This window comes from Streptomyces ambofaciens ATCC 23877 (assembly GCF_001267885.1).
GTDB classification, from domain to species: domain Bacteria; phylum Actinomycetota; class Actinomycetes; order Streptomycetales; family Streptomycetaceae; genus Streptomyces; species Streptomyces ambofaciens.
This window is the reverse complement of record NZ_CP012382.1, coordinates 4,221,467-4,248,041: the sequence shown is the minus strand read 5'-3', so window position 1 is coordinate 4,248,041 and position 26,575 is coordinate 4,221,467. Positions and strand designations below refer to the sequence as shown.

At 73.7% G+C, this 26,575-nt stretch carries 27 protein-coding genes; 4 read left to right on the top strand and 23 right to left on the bottom strand.

The genetic code is table 11. The features are described 5' to 3' along the window. Window positions 1-106 precede the first annotated feature (106 nt). Window positions 107-757, top strand: coding sequence for a hypothetical protein (locus SAM23877_RS18965; RefSeq protein WP_053134506.1), 651 nt, complete (start codon window positions 107-109; stop codon window positions 755-757). A gap of 14 nt (window positions 758-771) precedes the next feature. On the opposite strand, the gene SAM23877_RS18960 is transcribed toward SAM23877_RS18965, so the two are convergent. The 5 genes from SAM23877_RS18960 to SAM23877_RS18940 all read right to left on the bottom strand — a co-directional run bounded on the left by SAM23877_RS18960 (window position 772) and on the right by SAM23877_RS18940 (window position 4,279). Continuing rightward, on the bottom strand, window positions 772-1,062 hold the full coding sequence (locus tag SAM23877_RS18960) for a hypothetical protein (protein WP_053134503.1): 291 nt from the start codon (window positions 1,060-1,062) through the stop codon (window positions 772-774). Between the two features lie 39 nt (window positions 1,063-1,101). Beyond that, the gene (locus SAM23877_RS18955) at window positions 1,102-1,974 is read right to left on the bottom strand and encodes a sigma-70 family RNA polymerase sigma factor (RefSeq protein WP_174532232.1); all 873 of its coding nucleotides are present in this window, start codon (window positions 1,972-1,974) and stop codon (window positions 1,102-1,104) included. Window positions 1,975-2,077: 103 nt separating this feature from the next. Further along, window positions 2,078-2,278, bottom strand: coding sequence for a hypothetical protein (locus SAM23877_RS18950; protein ID WP_053134497.1), 201 nt, complete (start codon window positions 2,276-2,278; stop codon window positions 2,078-2,080). Between the two features lie 72 nt (window positions 2,279-2,350). Continuing rightward, entirely contained in the window at window positions 2,351-2,875 is a 525-nt protein-coding gene (locus tag SAM23877_RS18945) for a DUF3515 family protein (protein ID WP_053134495.1), read from the bottom strand. Window positions 2,876-2,995: 120 nt separating this feature from the next. Further along, window positions 2,996-4,279 (bottom strand): adenylosuccinate synthase, encoded by a 1,284-nt coding sequence (locus SAM23877_RS18940; protein ID WP_053134488.1) that lies wholly within the window; start codon window positions 4,277-4,279, stop codon window positions 2,996-2,998. A 185-nt stretch (window positions 4,280-4,464) separates the two neighbouring features. On the opposite strand from SAM23877_RS18940, the gene SAM23877_RS18935 reads away from it, so the two are divergent. Beyond that, window positions 4,465-5,415 (top strand): hypothetical protein, encoded by a 951-nt coding sequence (locus SAM23877_RS18935; RefSeq protein WP_053134485.1) that lies wholly within the window; start codon window positions 4,465-4,467, stop codon window positions 5,413-5,415. 403 nt (window positions 5,416-5,818) lie between these two features. Here the strand turns inward: SAM23877_RS18935 and SAM23877_RS18930 are convergent, their stop codons facing one another. Next, complete coding sequence (locus tag SAM23877_RS18930; protein ID WP_174532231.1) at window positions 5,819-6,346, bottom strand: GbsR/MarR family transcriptional regulator; 528 nt, start codon at window positions 6,344-6,346, stop codon at window positions 5,819-5,821. 73 nt (window positions 6,347-6,419) lie between these two features. On the opposite strand from SAM23877_RS18930, the gene SAM23877_RS18925 reads away from it, so the two are divergent. Together SAM23877_RS18925 and SAM23877_RS18920 are read left to right on the top strand one after the other, a co-directional pair. Beyond that, complete coding sequence (locus tag SAM23877_RS18925; RefSeq protein ID WP_053134482.1) at window positions 6,420-7,370, top strand: ABC transporter ATP-binding protein; 951 nt, start codon at window positions 6,420-6,422, stop codon at window positions 7,368-7,370. After that, entirely contained in the window at window positions 7,367-9,037 is a 1,671-nt protein-coding gene (locus SAM23877_RS18920) for an ABC transporter permease (RefSeq protein WP_053134479.1), read from the top strand. Before SAM23877_RS18925 ends, SAM23877_RS18920 begins: the two co-directional genes overlap by 4 nt. 13 nt (window positions 9,038-9,050) lie before the next feature. On the opposite strand, the gene SAM23877_RS18915 is transcribed toward SAM23877_RS18920, so the two are convergent. From SAM23877_RS18915 to SAM23877_RS18835, 17 genes are all read right to left on the bottom strand, one after another. Next, window positions 9,051-10,268, bottom strand: coding sequence for a cytochrome P450 (locus tag SAM23877_RS18915; protein ID WP_053134477.1), 1,218 nt, complete (start codon window positions 10,266-10,268; stop codon window positions 9,051-9,053). A gap of 182 nt (window positions 10,269-10,450) precedes the next feature. Further along, complete coding sequence (locus SAM23877_RS18910; RefSeq protein WP_053134474.1) at window positions 10,451-11,125, bottom strand: response regulator; 675 nt, start codon at window positions 11,123-11,125, stop codon at window positions 10,451-10,453. Then, window positions 11,122-12,468 (bottom strand): sensor histidine kinase, encoded by a 1,347-nt coding sequence (locus tag SAM23877_RS18905; RefSeq protein WP_053134471.1) that lies wholly within the window; start codon window positions 12,466-12,468, stop codon window positions 11,122-11,124. The genes SAM23877_RS18910 and SAM23877_RS18905 overlap by 4 nt, the downstream gene beginning before the upstream one ends. 115 nt (window positions 12,469-12,583) lie before the next feature. Next, the gene (locus SAM23877_RS18900) at window positions 12,584-13,270 is read right to left on the bottom strand and encodes a response regulator (RefSeq protein ID WP_053134468.1); all 687 of its coding nucleotides are present in this window, start codon (window positions 13,268-13,270) and stop codon (window positions 12,584-12,586) included. Next, window positions 13,267-14,598 (bottom strand): sensor histidine kinase, encoded by a 1,332-nt coding sequence (locus SAM23877_RS18895; RefSeq protein ID WP_053134465.1) that lies wholly within the window; start codon window positions 14,596-14,598, stop codon window positions 13,267-13,269. The genes SAM23877_RS18900 and SAM23877_RS18895 overlap by 4 nt, the downstream gene beginning before the upstream one ends. 34 nt (window positions 14,599-14,632) lie before the next feature. Beyond that, window positions 14,633-15,835, bottom strand: a complete 1,203-nt coding sequence (locus tag SAM23877_RS18890; RefSeq protein WP_174532296.1) for an acyltransferase family protein — start codon at window positions 15,833-15,835, stop codon at window positions 14,633-14,635. Between the two features lie 137 nt (window positions 15,836-15,972). Further along, window positions 15,973-16,959 carry an alpha/beta hydrolase gene (locus SAM23877_RS18885; RefSeq protein WP_053134460.1) on the bottom strand — a complete coding sequence of 329 codons (987 nt, stop codon included), beginning with the start codon at window positions 16,957-16,959 and terminating at the stop codon, window positions 15,973-15,975. A 225-nt stretch (window positions 16,960-17,184) separates the two neighbouring features. After that, entirely contained in the window at window positions 17,185-18,198 is a 1,014-nt protein-coding gene (locus SAM23877_RS18880; protein ID WP_053134457.1) for an alpha/beta hydrolase, read from the bottom strand. Window positions 18,199-18,354: 156 nt separating this feature from the next. After that, window positions 18,355-18,687 carry a hypothetical protein gene (locus SAM23877_RS18875; RefSeq protein WP_053142631.1) on the bottom strand — a complete coding sequence of 111 codons (333 nt, stop codon included), beginning with the start codon at window positions 18,685-18,687 and terminating at the stop codon, window positions 18,355-18,357. 90 nt (window positions 18,688-18,777) lie between these two features. Beyond that, window positions 18,778-19,971 (bottom strand): kynureninase, encoded by a 1,194-nt coding sequence (kynU, locus tag SAM23877_RS18870; protein WP_053134454.1) that lies wholly within the window; start codon window positions 19,969-19,971, stop codon window positions 18,778-18,780. After that, the gene (locus tag SAM23877_RS18865; protein ID WP_053134452.1) at window positions 19,964-20,779 is read right to left on the bottom strand and encodes a tryptophan 2,3-dioxygenase family protein; all 816 of its coding nucleotides are present in this window, start codon (window positions 20,777-20,779) and stop codon (window positions 19,964-19,966) included. The genes kynU and SAM23877_RS18865 overlap by 8 nt, the downstream gene beginning before the upstream one ends. A 145-nt stretch (window positions 20,780-20,924) precedes the next feature. Continuing rightward, complete coding sequence (locus SAM23877_RS18860; RefSeq protein ID WP_053134450.1) at window positions 20,925-21,338, bottom strand: DUF3151 domain-containing protein; 414 nt, start codon at window positions 21,336-21,338, stop codon at window positions 20,925-20,927. Between the two features lie 40 nt (window positions 21,339-21,378). After that, window positions 21,379-22,845, bottom strand: a complete 1,467-nt coding sequence (locus SAM23877_RS18855) for an MFS transporter (protein ID WP_053134447.1) — start codon at window positions 22,843-22,845, stop codon at window positions 21,379-21,381. Window positions 22,846-22,919: 74 nt separating this feature from the next. Next, a complete protein-coding gene (gene fbaA, locus SAM23877_RS18850) occupies window positions 22,920-23,951 on the bottom strand; it encodes a class II fructose-bisphosphate aldolase (RefSeq protein ID WP_053134444.1) in 1,032 nt (343 codons plus the stop codon). Window positions 23,952-24,119: 168 nt separating this feature from the next. Continuing rightward, on the bottom strand, window positions 24,120-24,668 hold the full coding sequence (gene pyrE, locus SAM23877_RS18845) for an orotate phosphoribosyltransferase (protein ID WP_053134442.1): 549 nt from the start codon (window positions 24,666-24,668) through the stop codon (window positions 24,120-24,122). Between the two features lie 10 nt (window positions 24,669-24,678). Beyond that, on the bottom strand, window positions 24,679-25,467 hold the full coding sequence (locus SAM23877_RS18840; RefSeq protein WP_053134439.1) for an aldose epimerase family protein: 789 nt from the start codon (window positions 25,465-25,467) through the stop codon (window positions 24,679-24,681). A gap of 66 nt (window positions 25,468-25,533) precedes the next feature. Further along, window positions 25,534-26,520 (bottom strand): SRPBCC family protein, encoded by a 987-nt coding sequence (locus tag SAM23877_RS18835; RefSeq protein WP_063796784.1) that lies wholly within the window; start codon window positions 26,518-26,520, stop codon window positions 25,534-25,536. Between the last annotated feature and the right edge of the window lie 55 nt (window positions 26,521-26,575).

Below are 26,575 nucleotides of genomic sequence, written 5' to 3'. Positions count from 1 at the left end.
GCCCCAGATGGGTATGGGATCTGCACGCGCCGCGCACCGACTACGCTTCCTGACCACCGTGCCCGACCGCCGTCCCTGACCACCGTGCTGTGTGAGGAGCCCTCTTTTGGCCTGTGACCTGTGGCTGGTACCGCTCGTCGACATCCTGTGCCACACGCCGGACAACCCGTTCGCCGAGGAACTCGCGCAATACGACAAGGTGCTCGCCGAGGCCGGGCTGCCGCCGGTGCCGGTGTACCAGTACATGCCGGGACTGTCCGGCGAGGTCGCCCCGGTGGCCGGTTTCGACTACGACGCGCTGCACTTCCTGCGCCGGGCGTACCTGCTCCAGCTGTGCGGGCTGCCGGTGACGCCGGTGGACGAACTCGGCGGTGACTACGAGCAGTTGCTGGAGATGTTCGAGGCGACGGCCCAGCGCTCGCACCTGGTCTGGCACTACGACCACGCGGGCGCCTACGTCCCCGTCGACTTCCCGCACCCGCTCGCCAGCGACGAACTCCTGGCGGGAGGCGGCCCCTTGGGGTCCTCGCACACCCTGCTGCGGGAGCTGGAGGCCGTCGCCCCGGCCCTCGGCATCGACCCGGCCAACCCCCCTGCGCCGCCGCAGCCGCCGCTCGCCCCGACGGAGCTGGAGGAACCGGCCGCGCCCGCGCCGTACGACTCCAGCCCCTTCGCCCGGGAGCGCCATGTGTGGCTGGGCCTGCACGCGGCGGCCACGCGGAGCCTGGCACAGGGCTCGATGATCGTCTTCAGCTGACCGGTCGCCGCCGGTCAGCCGAGCTGGGAGAGACCCTTCGCCAGGTCGTCGGCGTTCATGATCGGGCAGACGTCGACGTCGGCGTTCATCTCCAGGAGGAACGGCTCGCCGATCGGGGGCAACTGGGAGCTGTCCTGCATGTCGAGGACGAGCAGGGCGGTGCGGCGGCCGTCGAGGGTGCCGAAGTAGGCGGCCTCCGGCTTGAGGTGATCGAGGGTCGCCTTCATCATCTCCGGCATCTTGCCGCTGCGGATCAGCTCGTTCGACTTCTCCGTGTCCAGCGTCGCTCTGAGCAGCACGCGCATCGCACTCACCTTCTTCTGGCCGACGCGACGTGTACACATTCACCCTATGCCGGAGATGTCCAGTGTGCTCAGCCGGCCGGGCTCCGCGATCACGTCGATGCCGGTGATGAGCCCGTCGTCCGCGAAGGTGAAGCGGAGCACCACCCGCAGCCTGCCGTTCTCGGCCATCGCCAGGCCCAGCCGGCCGTCCACGAGCAGCACGCCGGTGAACCGGGCGCGGGCCATCGAGGCCATCGCGCCCCGGGCGACCGGCTCCACGCCGGTGATCTCGATCGGCCCGGGAGTCGGCACGACCGCCGCGTCCGCGCGCAGCACCACGTCCGGGTGGAGCAGCGCGACCAGCGCGTCGAAGTCGCCGCCGCGGGTGGCCGCCAGATAGGCGTCGACCGCCCGGCGCCGGCGGGGCGCGTCGGCGTCGGGCGCGGGCACGCCCCGCACCCGGCGGCGGGCGCGGCTGGCCAGTTGCCGGGTGGCCGCGGGGGTCTTGTCGAGCATCGCGGCGATGTCGTCGAAGGGCACGTCGAACATGTCGTGCAGGACGAAGGCCAGCCGCTCGGCGGGACCCAGGGTGTCCAGGACGATCAGCAGGGCGATGCCCACCTCGTCGGCGAGCTGGACCTCCTCCGCGGGATCCGCGGTGCGGGCGCCGGGCAGGGCGGTGGCGGGCCGGCGGTCCGTCGCGTCGTCCAGGGGGTCCTCGCGGCGGGTGTCGCGGGCGCGCAGCATGTTGAGGCAGACCCGGGCGACGACGGTGGTGAGCCAGCCGGAAGGATTCTCCACGCCGGAGGTGTCCGCGCGGTCGGCGCGCAGCCAGGCGTCCTGGAGGGCGTCGTCGGCCTCGCCGAGGGAACCGAGGATGCGGTACGCGACGGCACGCAGCCGGGGACGGTCCTGTTCGAAGCGCTCTGCCATCGCATCGGATCGTCCGGGCACCGTACGGCTTCCTTCCGCGTCCTCGGGGCCCGGGCGGGTCCGGCCGGGTCACCCAAGTGAACCACTCCGGTGACCCGCCTCCTCAGCGGATCAAGGAGATTCCCGGCGGCCACAGGACCCCTTCCGCCAGCAGCAGCGCCGGCCCCAGGTGCACGGGGCACACCCGCAGCGGCGTCCTCCGGTGCCGGGACACCTCGAAACGGACGGGGTCGCCGCAGTCCCCCGGGTCGCCCTCGACGCCGTACGGGCCCTGGCAGGAAGCGGCGCGGTCACGGTCGGTCATGCCCCGATCCGACACCACGCCCCGCGGCGGCGCGCGGCGGAGGGGGCCGAAACGGCGACGCGGGCCCGAGGCCTACTGGATGATCTCGGCGTCCTGGAGGCCGACGCACTTGCGCTGCTGCGGGAGCCACTTCACGGCGGGGTCGAGCGCGGTCAGGATGCCCCCGACCTCCTCGCGCGGGCCGGAGTACGTGAACTCCACGGCCGGTGAGCGGCCGTAGGTGCGCAGGACGCTCACGCCGTCGCGCTGGAGCCGCTCCTCGTCCAGGACCCAGTCGACGCCGTCGACCGTGACGCAGAGGTTGATGTTGGGCGGCAGTTCCTCGGCGCCGCAGCGGAACACCGCGGACCGGCCGCCCCAGGCCGCGACGCCCTCTCCGAGGGTCCAGTCGCGCGAGGCACCGGGTATGTCGTCGGGCAGGCGGGAGACGACCTCGTCGCACTTGGCGTGGTCCGCGTGCGGGGCGGCGGAGACGCGGTGGCTGTCGACGTAGCGGAGGCCGCCGGCCACGGCGACGAGCGCCACGGTCAGCCAGATCCACATCCGGACGGAGGGCTTCCTGCGCAGACCGACGGGCAGGGGGTTACCGATCCGCATGTTCCGCTCGCTCCGCGCCGTTCCGTCCACTGCTGGTCCCGGCCAGCGTAGCCGCCGCCCGGACGCCGACGGCCGGGGCCCCGTGCGGGGTCCCGGCCGTCGGGCACGCGTCCGTGGTGCCTAGAGGAACGAGTTGATCTCGATCGTCTCGTCCCGGCCCGGTCCCACGCCGATCGCGGAGATCGGGGCGCCGGACATCTCCTCCAGCGCCTTGACGTACGCCTGGGCGTTCTTCGGCAGGTCGGAGAAGGACTTCGCCTTGCTGATGTCCTCGCTCCAGCCCGGCAGCATCTCGTAGACCGGCTTCGCGTGGTGGAAGTCGGACTGCGAGTACGGCAGCTCCTCGACGCGCTTGCCGTCGATCTCGTACGCCACGCAGACCGGGATCTGCTCCCAGCCGGTGAGGACGTCGAGCTTGGTGAGGAAGAAGTCCGTGAGGCCGTTGACGCGGGTGGCGTAACGGGCGATCACCGCGTCGAACCAGCCGCAGCGCCGGTCGCGGCCGGTGGTGACACCGCGCTCGCCGCCGATGCGGCGCAGGGCCTCACCGTCCTCGTCGAACAGCTCCGTCGGGAACGGACCGGCGCCGACGCGGGTCGTGTACGCCTTGAGGATGCCGATGACCCGGCTGATCTTCGTCGGGCCCACGCCGGCGCCGGTGCAGGCGCCGCCCGCGGTCGGGTTCGACGAGGTCACGAAGGGGTACGTGCCGTGGTCGATGTCCAGGAGCGTGCCCTGGCCGCCCTCGAAGAGGACCACCTTGTCGTCGTCGAGGGCCTGGTTGAGGACCAGGACGGTGTCGGCGACGTACGGGCGGAGCTTGTCCGCGTAGCCCAGCAGCTCCTCGACCACCTGCTCGACGGCGATCGCGCGCCGGTTGTAGAGCTTGGTGAGCATCTGGTTCTTGGCGTCGAGCGCCGCCTCGACCTTCTGGGTGAGGATCGACTCGTCGTAGAGGTCCTGGACGCGGATACCGACACGGTTGATCTTGTCGGCGTAGGTCGGACCGATGCCGCGGCCGGTGGTGCCGATCTTGCGCTTGCCGAGGAAGCGTTCCGTCACCTTGTCGACGGTCACGTTGTACGGCGTGATGATGTGCGCGTTTCCGCTGATCAGGAGCTTGGACGTGTCGACGCCGCGCTCGTTCAGCCCGCTCAGCTCGGAGAACAGGACCGACGGGTCGACAACGACACCGTTACCGATGACCGGCGTACAGCCGGGAGACAGGATTCCGGAAGGGAGCAGGTGGAGGGCGTACTTCTGATCGCCCACGACTACCGTGTGGCCGGCGTTGTTGCCGCCCTGGTAGCGCACCACATAGTCGACGGAACCACCGAGCAGGTCCGTCGCCTTTCCCTTGCCTTCGTCACCCCACTGAGCACCGAGCAGCACAAGTGCGGGCACGCGCGTACACCCCTTCCGGGCGGGGCATGTCCATGGTCGAGGGCGTACGCGGTGGATTTCCGCCACGTACACCGCGACCGTCGTTGGCCGCCAACCGTCGGACCGGATGCCCCGGAATAGACGAAGCCCCTGGCGCAATAGCGCAAGGGGCTCTTGCACAAAGATGCTACCCGAGGAAGCGAGGCATGGCCGAGGTGGCGACTTCCGCGAACTCTTCCGCGACATCCTCCGCGAGGCGGGACCAGCTTCTGGTGGTCGTCGATCCGGTCGCCCGGCGCACCGACGGGGAGTCCGTACGGATCGCGAAAGACGTGCTCAGCGCGGGTGCGGCGAGCACGAAGGTGTGTCTGCCGGAGGGTCCGGAGGAGTTCGCCCGGGCGTTGCGGCGGCGGGGTTCGCGACGGCCCGTGGTGATCGGTGACGACCGCGCGCTGCTGCGGACCGTGGCCCTCCTGCACCGGCACCGGGAGCTCGCGGGGTGCGCGCTGTCCGTGGTGCCCGTGGGGCCGGTGCTGGGCCTCACCCGGTCGCTCGGGCTGCCGTCGGGTGCGGTGGCGGCGGCCCGGTCGGTGCTGGACGGGGCGGAGCGGCGGCTGGACCTGCTCGTCGACGACAGCGACGGGGTGGTGCTGGGGGCGGTGGGGATCCCGCCGGTCTCCGGGCCCGCGGAGAGGGGGCCGGGGGCGGGGACGGGGACGGGCACCGGGCCGGGCTTCCGGTCGGGCGGGGGGCCGGGCGGGTCCGCGTCGGCTTCCGGGCACCACTGGCTGCGGACCTGCCAGTCCCTCGTCCGGACACTGACGCCCTCGCGGCCCGCCCGGGGCACGGTCGCCGTGGGGGCGGCCGGTCCGGCCCGGCTGCGGGTGGAGGTCGACGGGGTGACGCTGGTGGATCTGGACCAGCCGGTGGAGGCGGTCTCGGTGATGCCGGGCGCCGGCGGGGTGGCCGTGGTGGAGGTGCGGCCCTTGTCGTCGGCGGACGCGGAGACGCCACCGCTGACGGCGAGCGGACTGACGGTGACCGTGTCGGGAGCGCACTTCCGGTACCGGGCCGACGCGGTGGTGTCGGGGCCGGTGCGGACGCGGACGTGGACGGTGCGGGAGGGGGCGTGGGGGCTGACGCTGCCCGTGGGGTGAGGGGTGAGGGGGTGAGGGGTGAGGTGGTGAGGGTGGGGGCCTGACCGGTCGGGTCGGCTCTTGGTGGCGGGCTTGGGCGGCTCTTGGTGTCGGGCTTGCGCGGCTCCTGGTGCCGGGCTTGCGCCGGCTCTTGGTGGCGGGCTTGCGCGGCTCTCGGTGCCGGGCTTGCGCGGCTCCTGGTGCCGGGCTTGCGCCGGCTCTTGGTGGCGGGCTTGCGCGGCTCTCGGTGCCGGGCTTGCGCGGCTCTCGGTGCCGGGCTTGCGCGGCTCTCGGTGGCGGGCTTGGGCCTGGCATTGGTCCCGGCGTTGACCCGGCCGCCGTTGGCCCCGGTCCTCGGTCCAGCCATCGGTCCGGCGCTGGTCCAGCGCTTGGTCCGGCGCCTGGGCCGGCTCCCGGGCCGCCCTCACTCCAGCCCGAACCGCTCTTCCCGGTGCACGCGCCAACGCTCCATCATCGCCGCGATCTCGCCGTCGACGAACTCGAAGAACGCCAGCGTCTCGGCCATCCGGCGGCCCGCCGGGGTCCCGGCGCCGAGGCTGGCGACGCCCTCGCGCAGCGCGCTCTCCCACCGCTTCAGGATGGCCTCGCGGCTGGTCAGAGCCTCGTACCACTGATTGCTGTGCACCCGGTAGCGCTCCCGTCGCGAGCCGGGTTCGCGCTCGCGCGCGACCATGTGCTGCTGCGAGAGGTAGCGGACGGCACCGGAGACGGCGGCCGGGCTGACCTGGAGCCGTTCGCCGAGTTCGGCCGAGGTCAGCGATCCCGAGTCGGAGGCCAGCAGGGCCGCGAAGACACGGGCCGGCATCCGCTGCATCCCGGCCTCGACGAGCTGGGCGGCGAAGCCCTCCACGAACTTCGACACCGCCTCGGGGTCACGCTCGGTGTCCCGCTCGCGTTCCGCCGTCCCCGCCGGCTCCTCTGCTGCCCTCATCCTTCGATCATCCCTCACATCCTGACGCTTTCTTAACTTCACAAATTTCTGAAAGAAGCGTACGTTCCAAAACATGACGAAGGCAATCAGCGTCTCCGGGCTCCACAAGTCGTTCGGCCGGACGCGCGCGCTGGACGGGCTCGACCTCACCGTCGAGGCCGGCGAGGTCCACGGCTTCCTCGGGCCCAACGGCGCCGGCAAGTCCACCACCATCCGCGTCCTGCTCGGCCTGCTGCGCGCCGACTCGGGCGCCGCGCAGGTCCTCGGCCGCGACCCCTGGTCGGACGCCGTCGACCTGCACCGCCGGCTCGCCTACGTTCCCGGCGACGTGGAGCTGTGGCCCCAGCTCACCGGGGGCGAGGCCATCGACCTGCTGGCGCGGCTGCGCGGAGGGCTGCACAGACGGCGCCGCGCCGAACTCGTCGAACGGTTCGGTCTGGACCCGACCAAGAAGGGCCGCGCGTACTCCAAGGGCAACCGTCAGAAGGTCGCCATCGTCGCCGCGCTCGCCTCGGACGCCGAACTGCTGCTCCTCGACGAACCCACCGCGGGCCTGGACCCCCTCATGGAGGTGGTCTTCCAGGACGTCATCACCGAGGCCAAGGCCGCGGGCAAGACCATGCTGCTCTCCAGCCACATCCTGGCCCAGGTGGAGAAGCTCGCCGACCGGGTGAGCATCGTCCGGCTCGGCCGGATCGTCCAGTCCGGCACGCTCGGCGAGCTGCGGCACCTGACGCGCACCACCATCGAGGCGGAGACCGAGCGCCCGGTCACCGGCCTGGACACGCTGCCCGGCGTCCACGACCTGCGGACCTCCGACGGCCGGGTCCACTTCGCCGTCGACGGCACCGAGGTCGACGGCGCGGTCCGCAAGCTCACCGAGTTCGGCATCCGCAGCCTCGTCAGCCATCCGCCGACCCTGGAGGAGCTGATGCTGCGCCACTACGACGACGCCCTTCCCGCCGCCGACCGGCACGGCGTGACGCACAACGGGGCGGGCGGCGTTCAGGGGGGCGTGCGATGACCGCCGCGTCGACGACGACCACCGCCGGGTCCGCGGCACGCCCCCGGCCCGGCACCGGCCGCACGGACGCGCTGGCCGGCACCGGCACGCTGATCCGCTTCGCCCTGCGCCGCGACCGCGTCCGGCTCCCGGTGTGGATCGCGGCGCTGCTCCTCGGCACCCTGTCGACGGCCGACAGCTACGCCGAGCTGTACAGCGCGCCCGAGGACCGGGCCAACGCGGTGAAGACGATGAGCAGCCCGGCGGGCCTCGCCATGACGGGCCCTCGCCACTACCTGGACGACTACACCTTCGGCGCCATGCTCGGCCACCAGATGCTCGGCTTCGTGGCCGTCCTCGTCGGCCTGATGAGCGTCCTGGTCATCGCCCGGCACACCCGCGCCGAGGAGGAGACCGGACGGGCCGAGCTGCTGCGCTCGGCCGTCGTCGGCCGGCACGCCCACCTCGCCGCCGCCCTCGCGGTCGCCCTCCTGGCCAACCTGGTCCTCGCCCTGCTGCTGGCCCTCGGTCTGACCGGCCTCGGCATCGAGGGCGTCGGCGCCTCGGGATCGCTGCTGTACGGCGCCTGCCATGCCGCCGTCGGCCTCGTCTTCGCCGCCGTCGCCGCCGTCACCGTCCAGGTCACCGCCCACGCGCGCGGCGCCACCGGCATGGCTCTCGCGGCCATCGGCGTCGCCTACGTACTGCGGGCCGCCGGCGACAGCGGCCCGGTCGGCGCCCTGTCCTGGCTCTCCCCGATCGGCTGGACCCAGCGCACGTACGTCTACGTCGACGACGACTGGTGGCCGCTGCTGCTCTGCCTCGCCCTGGCCGTGGCCTGCGCGGCGGCCGGGTTCGTGCTCTCCACCCGGCGGGACGTGGGCGCGGGCCTGCGGCCGGAGCGGCTCGGCGCTCCGCACGCCTCCGACGCCCTGGGCACGCCCCTCGGCTTCGCCCTGCGGCTGCACCGCGGCATGTTCGCCGGCTTCGGCGCGGGCCTGTTCCTGATGGGCGCGATGTACGGCTCGATCCTCGGGCAGGCCGACGACATGCTGAAGGACATCGACCAGATCCAGGAGGCCCTGGAACGCCTCGGCGGTTCCAGCATGGCGGAGTCGTTCGCCGCGATGATCATGGTGGTCGTCACGGCGGTCGCGGCCGTGTACGTGGTGATGACGGCGCTGCGGCCCCGGACCGAGGAGACCGCGGGCCGTGCCGAACCGCTGCTCGCCACCGCCCTGTCGCGCGAGCGCTGGGTCGGCGGTCACCTGGCCGTGGCCGTGGGGTGCGGCACGCTCGTCCTGCTCCTGGCCGGCCTGGGCATGGGCCTCGCGGGCGCCGCCTCGACCGGCGACGCCGTCCTGGTGCCCGAGCTGATCGGCGCGGCCCTCGCCTACGCGCCCGCCCTGTGGGTCACGGCCGGGGTGGCGACGGTGCTCTTCGGCTGGTCCCCCCGGGCGAGTGCGGCGGCCTGGGCCGTGCCCGCGTACGCCTTCGTCGTCGGCTACCTCGGCCAGATCCTCCGCTTCCCCGGCTGGATGAACAACCTCTCCCCGTTCGGCCATGTGCCCCGGCTCCCGGCCGCCGACATGGAGTGGACCCCGCTGCTGGTGCTGACGGCCGTCGCCGCCGGACTGGTGTGGCTGGGCCTGGCGGGCTTCCGGCGGCGGGACCTGGAGACGAAGTAGGCGGGCGGGCGCCCTACGTCTCGACGGTCAGCTCCTCCAGCCCCCGCATGACGAAATGGGGCCTGCGCCGCGGCTCCGCGGCGAGCCGCAGCGCGGGCGCCCGCTCCAGCAGGGACCTCATGGACGCCGCCAGCTCGATACGGGCCAGCGGGGCGCCGATGCAGTAGTGGATACCGGCGCTGAAGGAGATGTGCGGGTTGTCCCGGCGGGTGAGGTCGAGACGGTCGGGGGCGGTGAAGACCGCCGGGTCGTGGTTGGCGGAGCCGAACAGCAGCGCCACCTCGGCGCCCCTGGGGAGGACCGTGCCGTCGAGCTCGATCTCGTCCAGCACCCAGCGTTCGAAGAGCTGGAGCGGGGTGTCGTAGCGCATCAGCTCCTCGACGGCGGAGGGGACGAGGGAGTGGTCGGCGCGCAGGGCCGCCAGCTGGTCCGGGTTGCGGAAGAGGGCCAGCCAGCCGTTGGTCGTGGCGTTCACCGTGGCCTCGTGACCGGCGTTCAGGAGCAGGACGCAGGTCGAGATCATCTCCTGCTCGGTGAGACGGTCGTCCTCGTCGTGGGCCGCGATCAGACCCGAGATCAGGTCCTCGCCGGGCTCCTTGCGGCGGGCCGCGATCAGACCGCGCAGGTAGTCCGAGAAGTCGAGCGACGCGCGGACCGCCTTCGCCGCCGTCTCCTCGGACGGGTTCAGCTCGTACATCCCGCAGATCTCCGCCGACCACGGGCGCAGCGGGCCCCGGTCGGACTCGGGGATGCCCAGCATCTCGGCGATCACGGCCACCGGGAGCGGTTCGGCCACGTCCCGCAGCAGGTCGCCGCCGCCCGCCGCCACCAGCCGGTCCACCAGGTCGTCCGCGAGCCCGCACACGTACGGCTTCAGCCGCTCCACGGTCCGCGGCGTGAACGCCTTCGACACCAGGCGCCGGATGCGGGTGTGGTCCGGCGGCTCCAGGTCGAGCATCCCGTGGTCGTTGAGCGTGTGGAAGGGCTCCTGCTCCGGCGGGTGCGGGGCCCGGCCGAAGTCCTCGTGGGTGAAACGGTGCCGGTAGGTCCGGCCCAGGCGACGGTCGCGCAGCAGCGCCGACACGTCCGCGTGGTGCGGGACGAGCCACTGGTCACTGGGCTCGTAGTAGTGCACCCGGCCCCGGGACCGCAGCTCGGCGAAGGCGGGGTACGGGTCGGCGACGAACGCCGGGTCCCACGGGTCGAACGCGAGGTCGGAGAGAGCCGTCATGGACGGACGATAGGACGCCGACGAGGCCCGTGCCCAGAGGGAACGGGCCGCAGGCCGAGCACCGACGCCCCCGCCGCGACACCCGCACGCGAGCCGCGGGCGCGCTGATCACCATGCGCCGGCGGCTGTGGCGGTCATCGTGTCGGCGACCGTGGCGGTCACCGTGCTGGTGACCGCGCCGTTCACCCCGGCGTGACCAGGCGGGCCTCGTAGGCGAAGACCGCCGCCTGGGTGCGGTCCCTGAGCCCCAGCTTCACCAGGACACGGCTGACGTGCGTCTTGATCGTCGACTCGGCGACCACCAGGTGCCCGGCAATCTCCGCGTTCGACAGACCCTGCGCGATCAGCACCAGCACCTCCGTCTCCCGGTCGGTCAGTTCCCCGTACGCCGCCTGCGCCTGGGGCATCAGCCGCGGGCCGTCGGACAGCTTCGAGAACTCGGTGATCAGACGCTTGGTAATCGACGGGGCCAGCAGCGCCTCACCGGCGGCCACCACCCGCACCCCGTCGGCCAGCTGCCGGGCCGAGGCGTCCTTGAGCAGGAAGCCGGAAGCGCCCGCGCGCAGCGCCTGGTACACGTACTCGTCGAGGTCGAAGGTGGTCAGCACCAGCACCTTCGACGTGCCGTCCGCCGCGATGATCTCCCTCGTCGCCTCGATGCCGTTCAGCTCCGGCATGCGGATGTCCATCAGGACGACGTCGGGGGCGAGTTCACGGACCTTGCCGACGGCCTCGCGACCGTTGACCGCCTCGCCGACGACCTCGATGTCCGGCATCGCGTTCAACAGGACCGAGAAGCCCTCGCGCACCATCATCTGGTCGTCGGCGATCAGTACGCGGATCGTGCGGTCGGTCATGCGTCACCCTCGTTCACCGCGGTGACCGGCAGGAACACCGCCACCTCGTAACCCCCGTCGTCGGTGGGGGCGGCGGTCATCTCGCCGTTCAGCATCGACACCCGTTCCCGCATGCCGGTGATGCCGTGCCCGGCGCCGGGCGAGGGCTTCACGAAACTGGTCGCGGGAAGCGGGCCGTTGACCACGCGCAGCCCCAGGCCGCCCAGGACGTAGGAGACTTCGACGCGGGCGGTGGCACCGGGCGCGTGCCGCAGGGTGTTGCTCAGTGCCTCCTGCACGATCCGGTACGCCGACAGCTCCACGCCGGGCGGCAGCTCGCGCACCGCGCCGGTCACCGCCTTCTCCACGCTCAGGCCGGCGTCGCGGACGTTGGCGAGCAGGCCGTCCAGGTCGGCGAGCGTGGGCTGCGGGGCGTCCGGGACCTCGTAGTCCTCGGCGCGGACGACCCCGAGGACGCGGCGCAGCTCGGTGAGCGCGGCCACCGCGTTCTCCCGGATGGTGGCGAAGGCGCGCTCCAGCTCCTCCGGCGGGTTCTCCACCCGGTAGGGCGCGGCCTCCGCCTGGATGGCGACCACCGACATGTGGTGGGCGACCACGTCGTGCAGCTCCCGGGCGATGGTGGTGCGCTCCTCCAGCAGCGTGCGCCGGGACCGCTCGTGCGCGGTCACCGTCTCCTGCGCGGTCACCTGCCGCCGGGCGTCGCGGCGGATGTGCCACAGGGAGATCACCAGCAGGGCGAAGGCGGCGAGCACGAGCAGCGGGGAGCTGTTGCTTCCGTAGTGACCGGCGCCCCAGAAGGACTCGTTGACGAAGCCGTAGGCGGCGGTCAGGCCCCACATCCACACTGCCGTCCGGGGCCGGGTGCGTATCGCCACGATCACCAGCACCGCGAGGTGGCAGATGAACGCGCCGGGCAGCCACGGCCAGTCGCCCCAGCTGCTGCCGAGCAGCGCGACCACGGGGGTCGCCGCCATGGACATCCAGAACGCGCCGACCGGCCGGACCAGCGTGGCCAGCACCGGGGCCGCGCACACCATGCCGCTCATCAGGGCCAGCGGCCCGTCGTTCATCCCGCCGGCCAGGCCTCCGTAGAAGGCCAGCAGCGCGACGGCGGCGACCGCCAGGTACGGGATGCGGGCCGCGTACGGCCGCAGCCGGGCGGGAAGGCGGCGGGCCCACGGGCCGTCGGCGGCCGGGCGGGGCAGCGGGCGGTAGGCGAAGGCGTCGCGGAACAGGTCCTCGCGCAGTCCGCTCAGGGCGTCCATCGCCAGCCGGTACTCGGGGCTGCGGGGCCCGCTCCCGTCTCCGGGGGACGTGGTCCGCGTCTGGGTCGTCTCGGTCACGTCAGCAACGGTAGGGGCCCCGCGGTCCGCGGTCGTCACCAGTGAGAGGGGTCCTTCGGCATCCGCCTCAGGTACTACGGCGACGACGGAGGGCCCGCGACGGCTCGCCGCGGAGTCAGTATCCGGCGGGCCGGACCAGGCCCGACTCGTACGCGAAGACCGCCGCCTGCGTCCTGTCCCGCAGGCCGAGTTTCACCAGGATGCGGCCCACATGGGTCTTCACCGTCTGCTCGGCGACCACCAGGCGCTGGGCGATCTCCGCGTTCGACAGGCCCTGTGCGATCAGGGCGAGCACCTCGGTCTCCCGCTCGGTCAGGTCACCCACGCGCTCCTTCAGCGGGGCGCGCGGCCGGTCGTCCAGCCGGGAGAACTCGGCGATCAGCCGCCGGGTGATGCCCGGCGCGAGCAGCGCGTCCCCGGCCGCCACCACCCGTACCGCGTCGGCGAGCTGGTCGGCGGAGGCGTCCTTCAGCAGGAACCCGGCCGCGCCGGCCCGCAGCGCCTCGTACACGTACTCGTCGAGGTCGAAGGTGGTGAGCACCAGCACCCGTATGCCGGGGGTCGCCCCGGTGATGCGGCGGGTGGCCTCGATGCCGCCCAGCTCGGGCATGCGGATGTCCATCAGGACGACGTCCGGAGCGAGCTCGGCGACCTTGGCCACGGCGTCCAGCCCGTCCACCGCCTGTCCGATCACCTCGATGTCCGGCTGGGTGTTGAGCAGCACGGTGAAGCCCTGCCGGACCATCTGCTGGTCGTCGGTGATCAGCACGCGGATCACTCGGCCGTTTCCGCTGGTCGTCATGGGGTGTCGTCCTCGGTGAAGTGATGGTCCGGCGGGTCGCCGGCGGTGAGTCCGGCGGCGTCGACGGGCAGGAACGCCGCCACCCGGTAGCCGCCGTCCGGCATGGGGTGCGCCGTCAGGCTGCCGTCGAGCATCGCCACCCGCTCCCGCATGCCCATCAGCCCGTGCCCCGCTCCCTGTGAGGGTGCGGGGGCGCGGTCCGGCCGGGTGTTGGAGACGTCCACCCGCAGGCCGTTGGGCAGGTAGGTGAGGTGCACCTGGGCCATCGCGCCGGGCGCGTGGCGCAGGACGTTGCTCAGCGCTTCCTGCACGATCCGGTACGCCGACAGCTCCACGCCGGGCGGCAGGGGTCGGCGCACACCGCTCGTCCCGGTGTGGACGGTCAGTCCGGCGGCCCGGGTGTTCTCCACCAGCGCGTCGAGGCGGTCGAGATCGGGCTGGGGGGCGTGCGGGGCGGCGCCCCCGTTCGCGGGCGCCGCCGGTGCGTCGGGGTCCTCGGCACGCAGCACGCCCAGCACGCGGCGCAGCTCGGTGAGGGCCTCCAGCGCGTTCTGCCGGATGCCCGCGAGGTTCTCCTTCAGCTCGTCCGGCGGGTTCTCGACGAGGAGGGGGGCGACCTGGGCCTGGATGGAGATCACCGACATGTGGTGGGCGACCACGTCGTGCAGCTCGCGGGCGATGCGTCCGCGCTCCTCCAGCAGCGTGCGCCGGGCCCGCTCCTCGGCGGTCAGCGAGGTCTGCTGCTCCAGTTCGGCGCGGGCCTCGCGACGTCCGCGCAGGGCTGTCCCGAGCACCACGGCCACCGCGAACAGGATGACGGCCAGCTGGCCGGTCGGCTGGTAGCCCGGTCCGCCCACCAGGCCCTGCACGACGTAGGTGGCGAGCGCGGTCAGGGCCAGCGCCTCCACCGACACCCGGGTTCGGACCCGCAGGGCGAGCAGCAGCAGGACGACCAGGTGCCCGATGATCCCGGCCGCGGTCCAGGGCCAGGTGAACTGGTCACCGCCCGCGGCCATCTCGGCCCGCACGGCGAACGCGCCCACCAGCATGGCGGCCGTGGACAGCCACCATCCCGCGATCGGCCGCCACAGCGCCAGCACCATCGCGCCGCCCTGGGCGAGGCCGACCAGGAAGGCGAACCCCGGATCGACCCCGCCGTTGTCATTGAGCTGCGCCGCGTCACCGAGCAGCACGCCGAAGGCGGCCAGACAGACGATCCCGTGCGGGAGCCAACGCAGCCAGACGGACGGCGGCAGCGGGTCCGCCCGCCACGTCCACAGGTCTTCGTGCAGCACCCGCAGCATCTGCTCGACTCTGCCTCCCGGCATGCGCCGGCTCCCCCTTCGCTTCACTCGGCCCACCCTAGACACGACGGTCTCCCTCGGTACGCTCGGTCGGCTCCGCCGTCACCCGCTCCGGCGGGCGGTGTACACGGACGATCCTGGAGCGCCGCCTGCCACCGTCCCGCCCGCCACCCTCCCGCTCGAAGGAGCGGAAGGCCACCCAGCAGGCCGCCAGCCCCAGGGCGAAGACCGGGAGCCAGGCCAGCCGGGCCACGACCCAGTCCAGCCCCTCGGGGGACGTGTGCAGTCCGGGCAGGCGGCCCCCGAGGAGGCCGGTGACCGTGGTCGCCATCAACGCGGTCTGGTGCCACAGGAAGATCGTCATCGCGGACAGGTTGACCAGCGCGACCACCGCCCAGACGGCGGGCCGCCGCATGGCGCCGCGCAACCGGTCGCGCAGCAGCAGCGCGAGCCCGCACTGCGCCAGACCGAAGGTGACGGCGGCCAGCGTCGGCGGGTTGAGGTTGGACACCTCGGCGCCGGGGACGCCGACCATCGACGCCGGGTAGCCCGCCCAGGCGACGAGGGCCGCGGTCGCCGCCGTACCGCCCGTGAGCAGGAGCCGGCCCGCGCGGCGGTGCTCCAGTTCGCCGCGGGTCCAGGCGGCGCCGAGCGTGTAGGGGACCAGCCAGCCGGCGGCGAGGTTGATCCAGCCGAGCCAGGACGGGGCGCCGAAGCCGAAGCGCAGCAGATCGACATGGAGCACGACGACCAGCGGCCACAGCGGATGCAGCCGGGTCAGCAGCGGTGTCGCCGCGGTCAGCGCGGCGAAGACCAGGAGGAACCACAGCGGGGACAGCGCAAGCTTCACCAGGGTGTGGACCGTCGCGTACTCCGCGCCCGTCAGGAGCAGCAGCGCCGCCGTCACCGTCCACAGGGCGAGGACGGCCGCGACCGGCCGGAACAGCCGGGACAACCGGGCGGACAGCCACCTGCCGTAGGACGTGCCGCGGGCGCGGGCCGACGCGTACCCCAGGGTGGCGACATGGCCGCCCACCAGGAAGAAGACGGCGAGGGTCTGGAAGGCCCAGGAGACCGGCGCCAGCCAGGGCATGGCGTGCAGCGGGCTGGCCGCGCGCAGGCCGCCGCCGTCTGCGACCAGAGCCGTCACGAGCCAGTGGCCGAGGACCACCCCGAGGATGGCGAAGGCGCGCAGGGCGTCGACGGCCCGGTCCCGCGACGCGGGCGTGGCGGCGTCGATCCGCTCGGCGGCCCGGCGCAACGTGCCCCGGCCCACCGGTGCGTCCCCGTGCTCCGGCGCGTCCCGGAGCCCCGTAGCGGTGCGGGGCACTGCGGTGGGGCGGGGAGCTGGGGTGGTGCGGGGCACTGCGGTGGTGCGGGGAGCTGATGTCACGTGAGTCACTGCGTCACCTCCGTGATGTCGCCCAGGGCGATCCGGGCCAGGTTCCGCAGGGAGACGGAACCCGGGTCGAAGTAGTCGCTGTGGCCGCCGTCGCCGGCCGCGAAGACCCGGGCGCCGAAGCCCGGGGAGACGGGGTCGGTGCCGAAGCCGACGGTGGTGCCGAAGAGGTCGGCGCCGAGGTGCGGCACGTGCTCCACCCAGTCGTCCGCACCCCGGGCCGCCCAGACCCGGGCGCTGGTGCGCAGACCCGAGGCGGAGTCGGCTCCCGTGCCGGGGCTGCCCACCAGGGCGATGTCGGTGACGTCCGCGCCCTCGGCGGCCCGGGCGCAGACCACCGAACCGTAGGAGTGGCAGAGCAGGGAGAAGCGGGCGGCGGGCCCGGTGATCCCGCGCAGGACGTCGACCAGGGCGCGCAGCTTCGGGGCGGCCCGGTCGGCGCGGCCGGTCGTGGCGACCGTGGTGCTGACGGTGCCCGGTGTCTCGTAGCCCAGCCAGGCCACGACCGCCGTGCGGGTGCCCTCGGGGGCGTCCACGGTCAGCCGGTGGTGCAGCGCCAGGGCCGCGGCACGGAACCGGCCGTACGTGTCGAGGCTGGTGTCGGAGCCCGGGACCAGGACGGCGACTCTGTCGGCGTGGGCCAGGTCGCCGAGGACCTCCGTGGCCAGCCCGGCACCCCGGCCGTCGAAGGCGAGGAGGCGCCGGGACGGGTCGGCCATCGAACGGTCGGCGGTCGCGCGCCGGTGGTCTCCGTGGGCGGCGGCCATCCGGGACGCCTCGGCGGCGTTGGCCCGGTGGGCGGCGTACGCCTCGTCCAGCGTGCCGGCCGTCGGGGCCGCCGGCGCGGCGGGGGCCGGAGCGGGAATCTCGGGTCGCGCGGCACCGGAGAGGGGGAGGACCACGGCACCACAGATGAGCGCGGCGAGGACGGTACGACGCGATCTGCTCGTGCGCCGCCGCCGACCTGCCGCCGTACCGGGCTCCATGGCCTCTCCCCTCCAGCACGCCCGCCCATCGGGCCCGCCTGTAAGGGAAGTTATGAATCGCGCCGGGTAACCCGCGTCCCGCCAGGGAACTCACCTGCGGGGTAGCTCTCAGGTATTACGGGTACGACGGGCCGCACGACCGCACGACCGCACGACCGCACGACCGCACGACCGCACGACCGCACGCCCCCACGACCACCGAGGGCGCCCGCCCCGCCGAGGGGCTCACCAAGCCAACTGCGCGATCTCCTCCGCCACCACCGCGCACGCGTCCGCCGCCGGGTCGATCAGCGGATAGTGGCCGACGTCCTCCAGCAGCGTCACGCCCACCACCTCCCCGGCCCTCGCCGCCGCGTCGGCGTACGCCTCGGCGACCGCCTGCGGGACGTCCACGTCGGCGCGGCCCTGGACGAGCGTCGTCGCGATGCCGGTGGGCAGCAGCAGGGCGGGATCGGCGTACGGCCGGCGCTCCGCGAACCTCTCGCCGCCGCCCAGGAACTGGCGCGCCGCACCACCGCACACGTCCAGCTCCCCCGCGACCTCGAAGTCGGCGATCGGCGCGAGGGCGACCACGCCGCGCAGGGGCGCCGGCCGGTCCAGGCGCCACGGGGCGTCGGCGGGCAGCACGTGCCGGGCCGCCGCCCACAGGGCGAGATGGCCACCGGCGGAGTGGCCGGTCACCACGACGCGGCCGGCGTCGGCCTGCGGGAGGTGCCGCCGCACCAGCGCGGGCAGCGCGTCCAGCGCGGCGGCCACGTCGTCGAAGGTGTCGGGCCAACGCCCCGCGACCGCAACGTCCCCGGAACCGTCCTCCGCACCGCCCGCCACCCCGCGCCGGTACTCCACGCTGGCCACCGCGAAGCCCCGGCGGGCCAGGAACCCGGCGAACGGGCTGACATGGCGGCGGTCGTACGGCGCCCGCCACGAGCCTCCGTGCAGAACCACCACGACGGGAGCGACACCGCCCGGCCCACCAGGACCACCAGACCCACCCGGACCACCAGACCCGCCAGAGCCACCAGACCCGCCAGGACCGCGAGTTCCGCCGGTCCCGCCAGTCCCGCCCGTCCCACCCGCCCCCCGCGGGACGTAGAAGTCGATCACCTGGTCGGGATGGTCGCCGTAGGCGGCGGTGGAGTCGGGCTCGACCGCCGGGTGCGAGAAGGCCGATTTCTCCTCCGCTGTCTCCGCGACGACCCTCGCGGCGGCGGTGCCCGATCCTGCGGCGGCGTCCGGCATGCTCAACCTCTCAGCGGCGAAACGGTGTTGGCGGACCGGGGAAGGAAATCGGCCGTTGGCGGGACCGTATCAGGCCGGTGACGTGCGCGGACATGGGGATGTGACGCAGGGTGAGGGGAAAGCGGTTCGGCGGGCGGCCGGTCCGCGACGCCGGTCCTACCCCAGGAACTCGGGCTGCTCGTACGGCGTCCACCACGCGGTCAGCCCCCAGGTGCCGAGCGCGAGCGCGGCCACGGCGAGCACCGCCGCCGCCCACGGCCGCCCGCCCAGCAGGCGCAGGCCCACCGCCCAGGCGGTGACCGGCACGAGCGCTCCGCCCAGGGCGACGAGCGGAAGGTCGACGTACAGCACGCTCAGGTCGCGGTGCCGGCCCTCGAAGCCGCCGGTCACACTGACGCGGGCGAGCGGCGCCCAGGCGAGCAGCGCGGTCGAGGCGCCGGCCACGCCCGCGGCGAGGCATCCGGCGCAGCCGCGGGTCCGGCGATCCACATCGTCCACACCCGCGTCCACGCGCCGGAGCCCGCCACGGTTCCCGCTCGGCACGAGCTCGACACGAAGCGGCCCCGGCACCCACCCGAGCTAACCGAGGGTCTCCGCCAGCACCCGCGCCGCCCGCTCCACGTCGGCGAAACCGACGTACAGCGGCGTGAAGCCGAAGCGCAGGACGTCCGGCGCGCGGAAGTCGCCGACGACCCCGCGCCCGATCAGCCGCTTCATGACCTCGCCCGCGTCGTCGCAGCGCAGCGCCACCTGACTGCCCCGCTCCGCGTGCGCGGCCGGCGTCACGGACTCCACCCGGCCGTCCGGGACGTACTCCCCGACGCAGCGCAGGAAGAAGTCGGTCAGCGCCAGGGACTTGGCCCGCACCGCCTCGACCGACACGCCGTCCCACACCTCCAGGGCCGCCTCCAGGGCGAGCATGGAGAGGATGTCCGGCGTCCCGACCCGGCCGCGCGCGGCGCCGGAGGCCGGCGCGTAGGCGGGCGTCATCCCGAAGGGCTCGGCGTGCGAGTTCCAGCCCGGGAGCGGCGAGTCGAAACGGCCCTGGAGGTCGCGGCGCACGTACAGGAACGCGGGCGAACCGGGGCCGCCGTTGAGGTACTTGTAGGTGCAGCCGACGGCCAGGTCGACGCCGTGCTCGTCGAGCCCGACCGGCAGCGCGCCCGCGCTGTGGCACAGGTCCCAGACCGCGTACGCCCCCGCCGCGTGCACCGCGGCCGTGAGCGCGGGCAGGTCGTGCAGCCGGCCCGTGCGGTAGTCGACGTGGTTGAGCAGGACGGCGGCGGTGCGCCCGCCCAGCGCCGAGGGCACCTCGGCCGGGGTGACCGGGCGCAGGGCGCACCCCGTCATCCGGGCCGCGGACTCGGCGATGTACCCGTCCGTGGGGAAGGTCGTGGCGTCGACGAGGATCTCGTCCCGCCCCTCGCCCGCCATCCGTACGGCGGCCACGAGCGCCTTGAAGACGTTGACGCTCGTGGAGTCGCCCACCACGACCTGTCCGGCCGCCGCGCCGACCAGCGGGGCGATCCGGTCGCCGATCCGCTCGGGCGCGGTCCACCAGCCGCTCTCCTCCCAGGACCGGATGCGCAGCTCGCCCCACTGGCGCCGGACGACGTCCGCCACGCGCGCGGGGACGTGCGCCGGAAGGGCGCCCAGCGAGTTCCCGTCGAGGTACACGACGTCGTCGAGGACGAACCGCTCGCGCAGTGCCGCCAGCGCGTCGGCGGCGTCCAGCTTCCCGGCCTCCGCGGCCGGGTCCCGCGGCTCAGACATACGACCGCGCCGTCCACAGCTCGGGGAACACGTTGCCGCGGGCCCGCTTCTCCAGCCAGGCCACCCCGGCGGAGCCACCGGTGCCGGTCTTGGAGCCCATCGCGCGGCGGGTGGCGACCAGGTGGTCGTTGCGCCAGCGCCACACCAGCTCGGCGACGTCGGTGAGCGCCTCGCCGAGGCGGGCCAGCTCGCCGTTCTGGTCACCGGAGTAGACGGCCGTCCAGGCGGCCTCCACCTCGGGCGCCGCCTCGTACTTCCGGGTGACGTCGCGCCGGAGCACGGTGTCCGGGATGTCGTACCCGCGCCGGGCGAGCAGCCGGACCACCTCGTCGTACAGGCACGGCTCGTGCAGCGCCTTCTCCAGCTCGGCGTGGACGCGGGGGGTGCCGCGGTGCGGGACGAGCATGGACGCGGACTTGTCGCCGAGCAGGAACTCCAGGCGGCGGTACATCGCCGACTGGAAACCGGAACCCTCGCCGAGGGCGCTCCGGTAGGAGTTGAACTGGGCGGGCGTGAGACCCGCGAGCGGCGTCCAGGAGGCGTTCAGCGCCTCCAGTTCCCGCACCGAACGCTTCAGCGCGTCGGTCGCCACCGGGACCCGGTCCTCGCGCAGGGCGCGGGCCGCGGTCTCCCACTCGTGGACGATGACGGTGAACCACAGCTCCATGACCTGGGTCGTGACCAGGAAGACCATCTCTCCGGGATCGTCGGAGAGGGTGTGCTGGAGGTGGGTGAGCACGTCCGCCTTGACGTAGTCCTCGTACGGCGTGCTGCCCTCGAAGTCGAGATTCGGGGCTTCGTGGGACATTGCTGTCTCCTGATGGCACTACGGGTAGCGGTCCGCCCTGCCGTTACCGGCACGGGGCCCCGGTCCCCAACGGCATCCTCCGCAATCGTGCCAGGAAACCGCAAGGCCCGCCCGCGCACGGCGGGCGGGCCGGGACGTGCCGGACCTAGCCGAGCACCTCGGCCGCGGTGGGCGAGGAGTCCCTCAGGAACTGGCTGCAGCGCTCGTACTCCTCCTGCTCGCCGATCGCCTGCGCGGCGCGGGCGAGGGCGTGCAGGGCGCGCAGGAAGCCGCGGTTCGGCTCGTGCTCCCAGGGCACCGGGCCGTGGCCCTTCCAGCCGCTGCGGCGCAGGGAGTCCAGACCGCGGTGGTAGCCGGTACGGGCGTACGCGTACGACTCGACGACGCTGCCGCGCTCGAACGCCTCGTCGGCCAGCCGGGCCCAGGCCAGCGAGGACGTCGGGTACTTCGCCGCGACGTCGGCGGGCGAGGTCCCGCCCGCCAGCAGCTCACGCGGTCCCGGGTCGTCGGGGAGGTGGGTCGGGGGCGGTCCCCCGAGGAGGTTCTCGTGAATGGCCATGGGACAAGTCTGCGGCATGCGCGCCGCTCCTCCGGACGGGTCACACGGCCTCGTCGCGAGCCCGCTCCCCCTCCAGCGGCGGCGCCATGACCGAGCCGTGCGTACGGCACTCGGGCCGGCGGCAGTCCGGGGCCGGGCGGCGCACCGTCGTGAAGGCCGTCACCGAGCCCGCCACCAGGACGCCCGCACAGATCAGCATGGCCGGTCCGAACGCGTCGTCGAAGGCCCGGGGCGACCGGTAGGCCTCCTCACCCATCCCGGTGAGCAGCGGCAGCGCGGCGACCGCGACGAGGCCCGCCGCACGGGCCGCCGCGTTGTTGATGCCGCTGGCCAGCCCGGCCCGCGCGGTGTCCACCGCGGCCAGCACGGTCGCCGTCAGCGGGGCGACCAGCGTGACCATGCCGAGGCCGAGCACCAGCAGGGCGGGCAGCACGTCGGCAACGTACGAGGCGCCGGGCCCGACCCGCAGCATCAGCACCATCCCGGCCGCGCACAGCAGCGGGCCGACACCGAGCTGGAGCCGGGGGCCCAGGCGCTCGGCGAGTTCACCGGAGCGGGCGGAGAACAGCAGCATCAGGACCGTGGTCGGCAGCAGGGCCGTACCCGCGGCCAGCGCGGACCAGCCCACGACGACCTGGAGCTGGAGCGCGGCGAGGAAGAAGAAGCCGCCGAAGGCCGCGTACACGCACAGCGTGACCACGTTGACGGCCGTGAACTGACGGGAGGCGAAGACGTCCAGCGGCATCATCGGGTCCTTGCCGCGCCGCTCGACGACGACGAAGGCCACCGCTGCCGCCGCCCCCGCCACCGCGCTGAGCGTCACCGCCCAGGTCCCCGTGCGCGCCTCGATCAGCGCGTAGGTGAGCAGCGCGAGGGCCGCCGCGCCGAGGGCCGCGCCGAGCACGTCGAAGCGCGCGTGGGCGCGCTCGTCCGAGGACTCCGGCACGTGCCGCAGCGCGATCGGCGCACACAGCAGCGCCAGCGGGACGTTGAGGAGGAACACCCAGCGCCAGCCCGGGCCGTCCACCAGCCAGCCCCCGAGGAACGGCCCCACCGCCGCGCCGACGCCCCCGAAGCCCGACCACAGGCCCACCGCGCGCCCCCGGTCGTCGGGGTGGAAGGAGGCCTGGATGAGGGCGAGGGAGCCGGGCGTGAGCAGCGCACCGCCGATGCCCTGGAGGGCGCGGGCGGCGATCAGGGTCCCGGCGTTCGGCGCGAGGCCGCACAGCAGGGAGGCGGCGGCGAACCACAGCACGCCGACGACGAAGATCCGGCGGCGGCCGAACCGGTCGCCGAGGGCGCCGCCGAGGAGGATCAGCCCGGCCAGCGTGACCATGTAGGCGTTGACCGTCCACTGGAGCGCGGCGAGGTCGGCGTCGAGGTCGCGGCCGATCCGGGGCAGCGCGACGTTGACGACGGTCGAGTCCAGCAGGGCCATGCCGGACCCGAGGACGGTGGTCAGCAGGATCCACCTGCCCTGCGGTGAGGCCAGCCGGACGTCGGGCATCCCCCAGGTATACAGCGAGCCCGGCGCGCGGGGGCGCCGGGCTCGTGCGAACGGTCGATCAGGACGACCGGGTGTTACTTGATCTTCTGGCCCGCCGAACGCAGGTGACCGCAGGCCCCGACGACGCGCGCGGCCATGCCGGCCTCGGCGAGCTTGCCCCAGGTGCGCGGGTCGTAGGTCTTCTTGTTGCCGACCTCGCCGTCGACCTTCAGGACGCCGTCGTAGTTGCGGAACATGTGGTCGGCGACCGGACGCGTGAAGGCGTACTGGGTGTCCGTGTCGATGTTCATCTTGACCACGCCGTTCTCCAGCGCGGTCGCGATCTCCTCGGCGGAGGAGCCGGAGCCGCCGTGGAAGACGAAGTCGAACGGCTTGCTGCCGGCCGGCTGACCGTACTTGGCGGCGATGCCCTCGTTCAGCTCCTTGAGCAGCTCGGGGCGGAGCACCACGTTGCCCGGCTTGTACACGCCGTGCACGTTGCCGAAGGACGCGGCGAGCAGGTAGCGGCCCTTGTCACCGAGGCCGAGGGCCTCGACGGTGCGCACGGCGTCGTCGACCGTCGTGTAGAGGGAGTCGTTGATCTCGTGGGAGACGCCGTCCTCCTCGCCGCCGGTCGGGGTGATCTCGACCTCGAGGATGATCCTGGCGGCGCGGGCGCGCTCCAGCAGCTCGGTGGCGATGGAGAGGTTGTCCGCCAGGGTCTCGGCGGAGCCGTCCCACATGTGCGACTGGAACAGCGGGTTGCGGCCGGCCTTGACCCGCTCCTCGGAGACCGCCAGCAGCGGACGGACGTACGTGTCCAGCTTGTCCTTGGGGCAGTGGTCCGTGTGCAGCGCGACGGTGACGTCGTACTTCTCCGCGACGATGTGCGCGAACTCGGCGAGGGCGACGGCGCCGGTCACCATGTCCTTGTTGTGCTGGCCGCCCAGGAACTCGGCGCCGCCGGTGGAGATCTGGACGATGCCGTCGCTCTCCGCCTCCGCGAAACCGCGCAGCGCCGCGTGCAGCGTCTGGGAGGAGGTCACGTTGATGGCCGGGTAGGCGAACTTTCCTGCCTTCGCCCGGTCCAGCATCTCGTTGTAGACCTCGGGAGTTGCGATGGGCATGTCCGCTCCTTGTATGTGCGGGTGGGCGTGATACGTGCTTAGGCCCTGACCTAGACCATGGGGGGCGACGTCATCGTCGGCCCCATCCTTCCAGACGAACCGGGATACTCCGAGTGGACGTCCGTCCCCCGGCCGGACCGTCCCCCGTGCCGTCCCCCGGGGCCGGCCTCAGTCCAGGCCCAGCTCGTCCTTGTCGTACGCGTACCGGTACGGCACCCCCGCGCCCTGCTCGATCTTCTCCGCGGCGCCCGTCGCCCGGTCGACGATCGTCGCCACGGCCACGACCTCGGCACCGGCCTCGCGCACGGCCTCGACGGCGGTGAGCGGGGAGCCGCCGGTCGTGGAGGTGTCCTCGACCACGAGGACGCGGCGGCCCTTGATGTCCGGGCCCTCGACGCGTCGCTGCAGACCGTGCGCCTTGGCGGCCTTGCGGACGACGAAGGCGTCCAGCTTCCGGCCCCGCGCGGCGGCGGCGTGCAGCATGCTCGCGGCGACCGGGTCGGCGCCCATCGTCAGCCCGCCGACCGCGTCGAAGTCCAGGTCGGCGGTCAGGTCCAGCAGCACCTGCCCGACCAGCGGCGCGGCCTCGCCGTCCAGGGTGATGCGGCGCAGGTCGACGTAGTAGTCGGCCTCCAGACCCGAGGAGAGGGTCACCTTGCCGTGCACCACGGCCTTGTCCTTGATCTGCTGCAGCAGCGCCGCGCGTACGTCCGTCATGCCCCCCAGCTTAGAGCCGGGTCCAGCGCCAGGTCGTCGTGGCCTCCAGCGGCTCCAGGGGCGTGACCAGGCGCGGGAGGGTGTTCAGGCCGTCGGGCGGCCCGGTCTGCGGCTCCACGCAGACGGCGGCGTCCTGCTCGTCGTAGACCACGACCCACTGCTCCCGGCTGGTCACCTTCAGCTCCAGGCGCTCCGGCCAGGTGAGGGTGACGTCGACACCGTCCGGCATGCCGAAGCAGTCGTCCCAGGGGCCCGGCTTCGGGTCGGTCCGGTTACCGGTGGGCAGGTGGTCGGCGCCGCGCTCCTCCTGCCAGGCGGGGTCGAAGGAGAGGGCCACGTCCGCGCCGTCGAGGGTGCGGTTGAACCAGGGATGCCAGCCGAGCTGCGCCGGGAAGGACGACTCGTACGTCTCCACGGACATCGTCAGCGTCAACGCGTCCTCGGTGAGGGCGATCACCTGGGTGACGCGGCCGGGGTACGGCCAGGGGTCGGTGAGGTCGTACGTGAGGACGGCCTCGTCCGCTTTGACGCGGGCGGTGCGCCAGGCGGCGTCGCGGGCGGTGCCGTGGATGGCGTGGGGCGGTGAGTTGAGCGGCATCCGGTGGACCACGGCGCCGTCCCGGAAGCGGCCCTCCCGCATGCGCCCGCACCAGGGGACCATCGGGAAGCAGCCGTAGCGCTCGCCCTGCCGGAGCAGTTCCGTGCCGCCGACGCGCAGCCCGCCGATCCGGCCGCCGTTGCCCGGCAGCACGGTCGCCTCCGCGTCACCCGCGGTCAGCGTGATGGGTTCGTTGCTCACGCCTCGACCCTACTGGGGCGATCAAGAGGGCCCCACCCGGTCGCCGCGGCAGCGCCCCGCGCCGGTTCAGCGGCGCTTGCGCAGCGCGCGGCCGACGACGATCGCCGACGCCACGACCAGCGCCGCCGCCGGGGCGGCCCAGCGCAGGGGGGCACCGGCCACGCCGGCCTGCGGCGCGGGGACGGGGGCGTACCGGCCGCGCGGCGGAGCGTGGTCCACCTCCTCGGCACTGCGGCCGATCATGGTGCGGCGCGCGTGCGCGGCCTCGGCGGGGGGCTCGGGGCTCGCGGGGGGCTCGGGGGTCGCGGGGGGCTCGGGGGTCGCGGAAGGTTCGGGGGGCGCAGGAGGTTCCGGGGCCGCAGGGGGCTCGGGAGCGGCGGAAGCCTCGGGAGCGGCGGGGGAGTCCGGGGTCCCGGAAACCCCAGGAGTCTTGGGCGTCCCGGGGGCGGTGGGAGCCTCGGGCGCCTCGGGAGCCTCGGGGGCATCCGACTCGTCCCGTCCGTCCCGTCCGTCGTGTCCGTCGCGTCTGTCGTGCTCCGCCCCGGCGGACTCGTCCGGGCCGGTGAGGGGGGACGGGGTGTCGGAGGCGGCGGTGCGCGACCGCTCCGCCGGCGTCCCGGACGTCTCCGTCTCCACGGCCGTGCCCAGGTTCTCCGCGAAGCGGGTCAGCAACCGCACGGCGGCCGACGTCACCGCGTCCGCCGGCAGCTCCGTGACCCGTCCGTCGGCGGCGGCCGTCCCGGTGGCCGTCAGGGTGCAGCCGCCGTCGGCGTCCGTCACCCGGAGGGTGAGCGCGAGCGTGACCGTGCCGGTGCCGCGCGCCTCGGTGGCGACGCCCTCGACGGCGTACGCGCCGTCCGAACGCCCGGACAGCCGCAGGGACCCCCGGTAGGTGATGGAGTGAGCGCCGACGCGCACCTTCAGCCGTCCCGTGACGGGGGCGGCGCCGGCGTCCTGCTGGAGCCCCGGAACCGCCCGGGCGACCCGGACGGGGTCGGCCAGCACGTCCCTGAGCCGCTCGGCCGGAACCGGAACGAACACCTCATGCTCCATGTCAGCGCAGCCTACCCAGAGGGGGCCCACCGCACCCCCCGACGGCACAATCTCA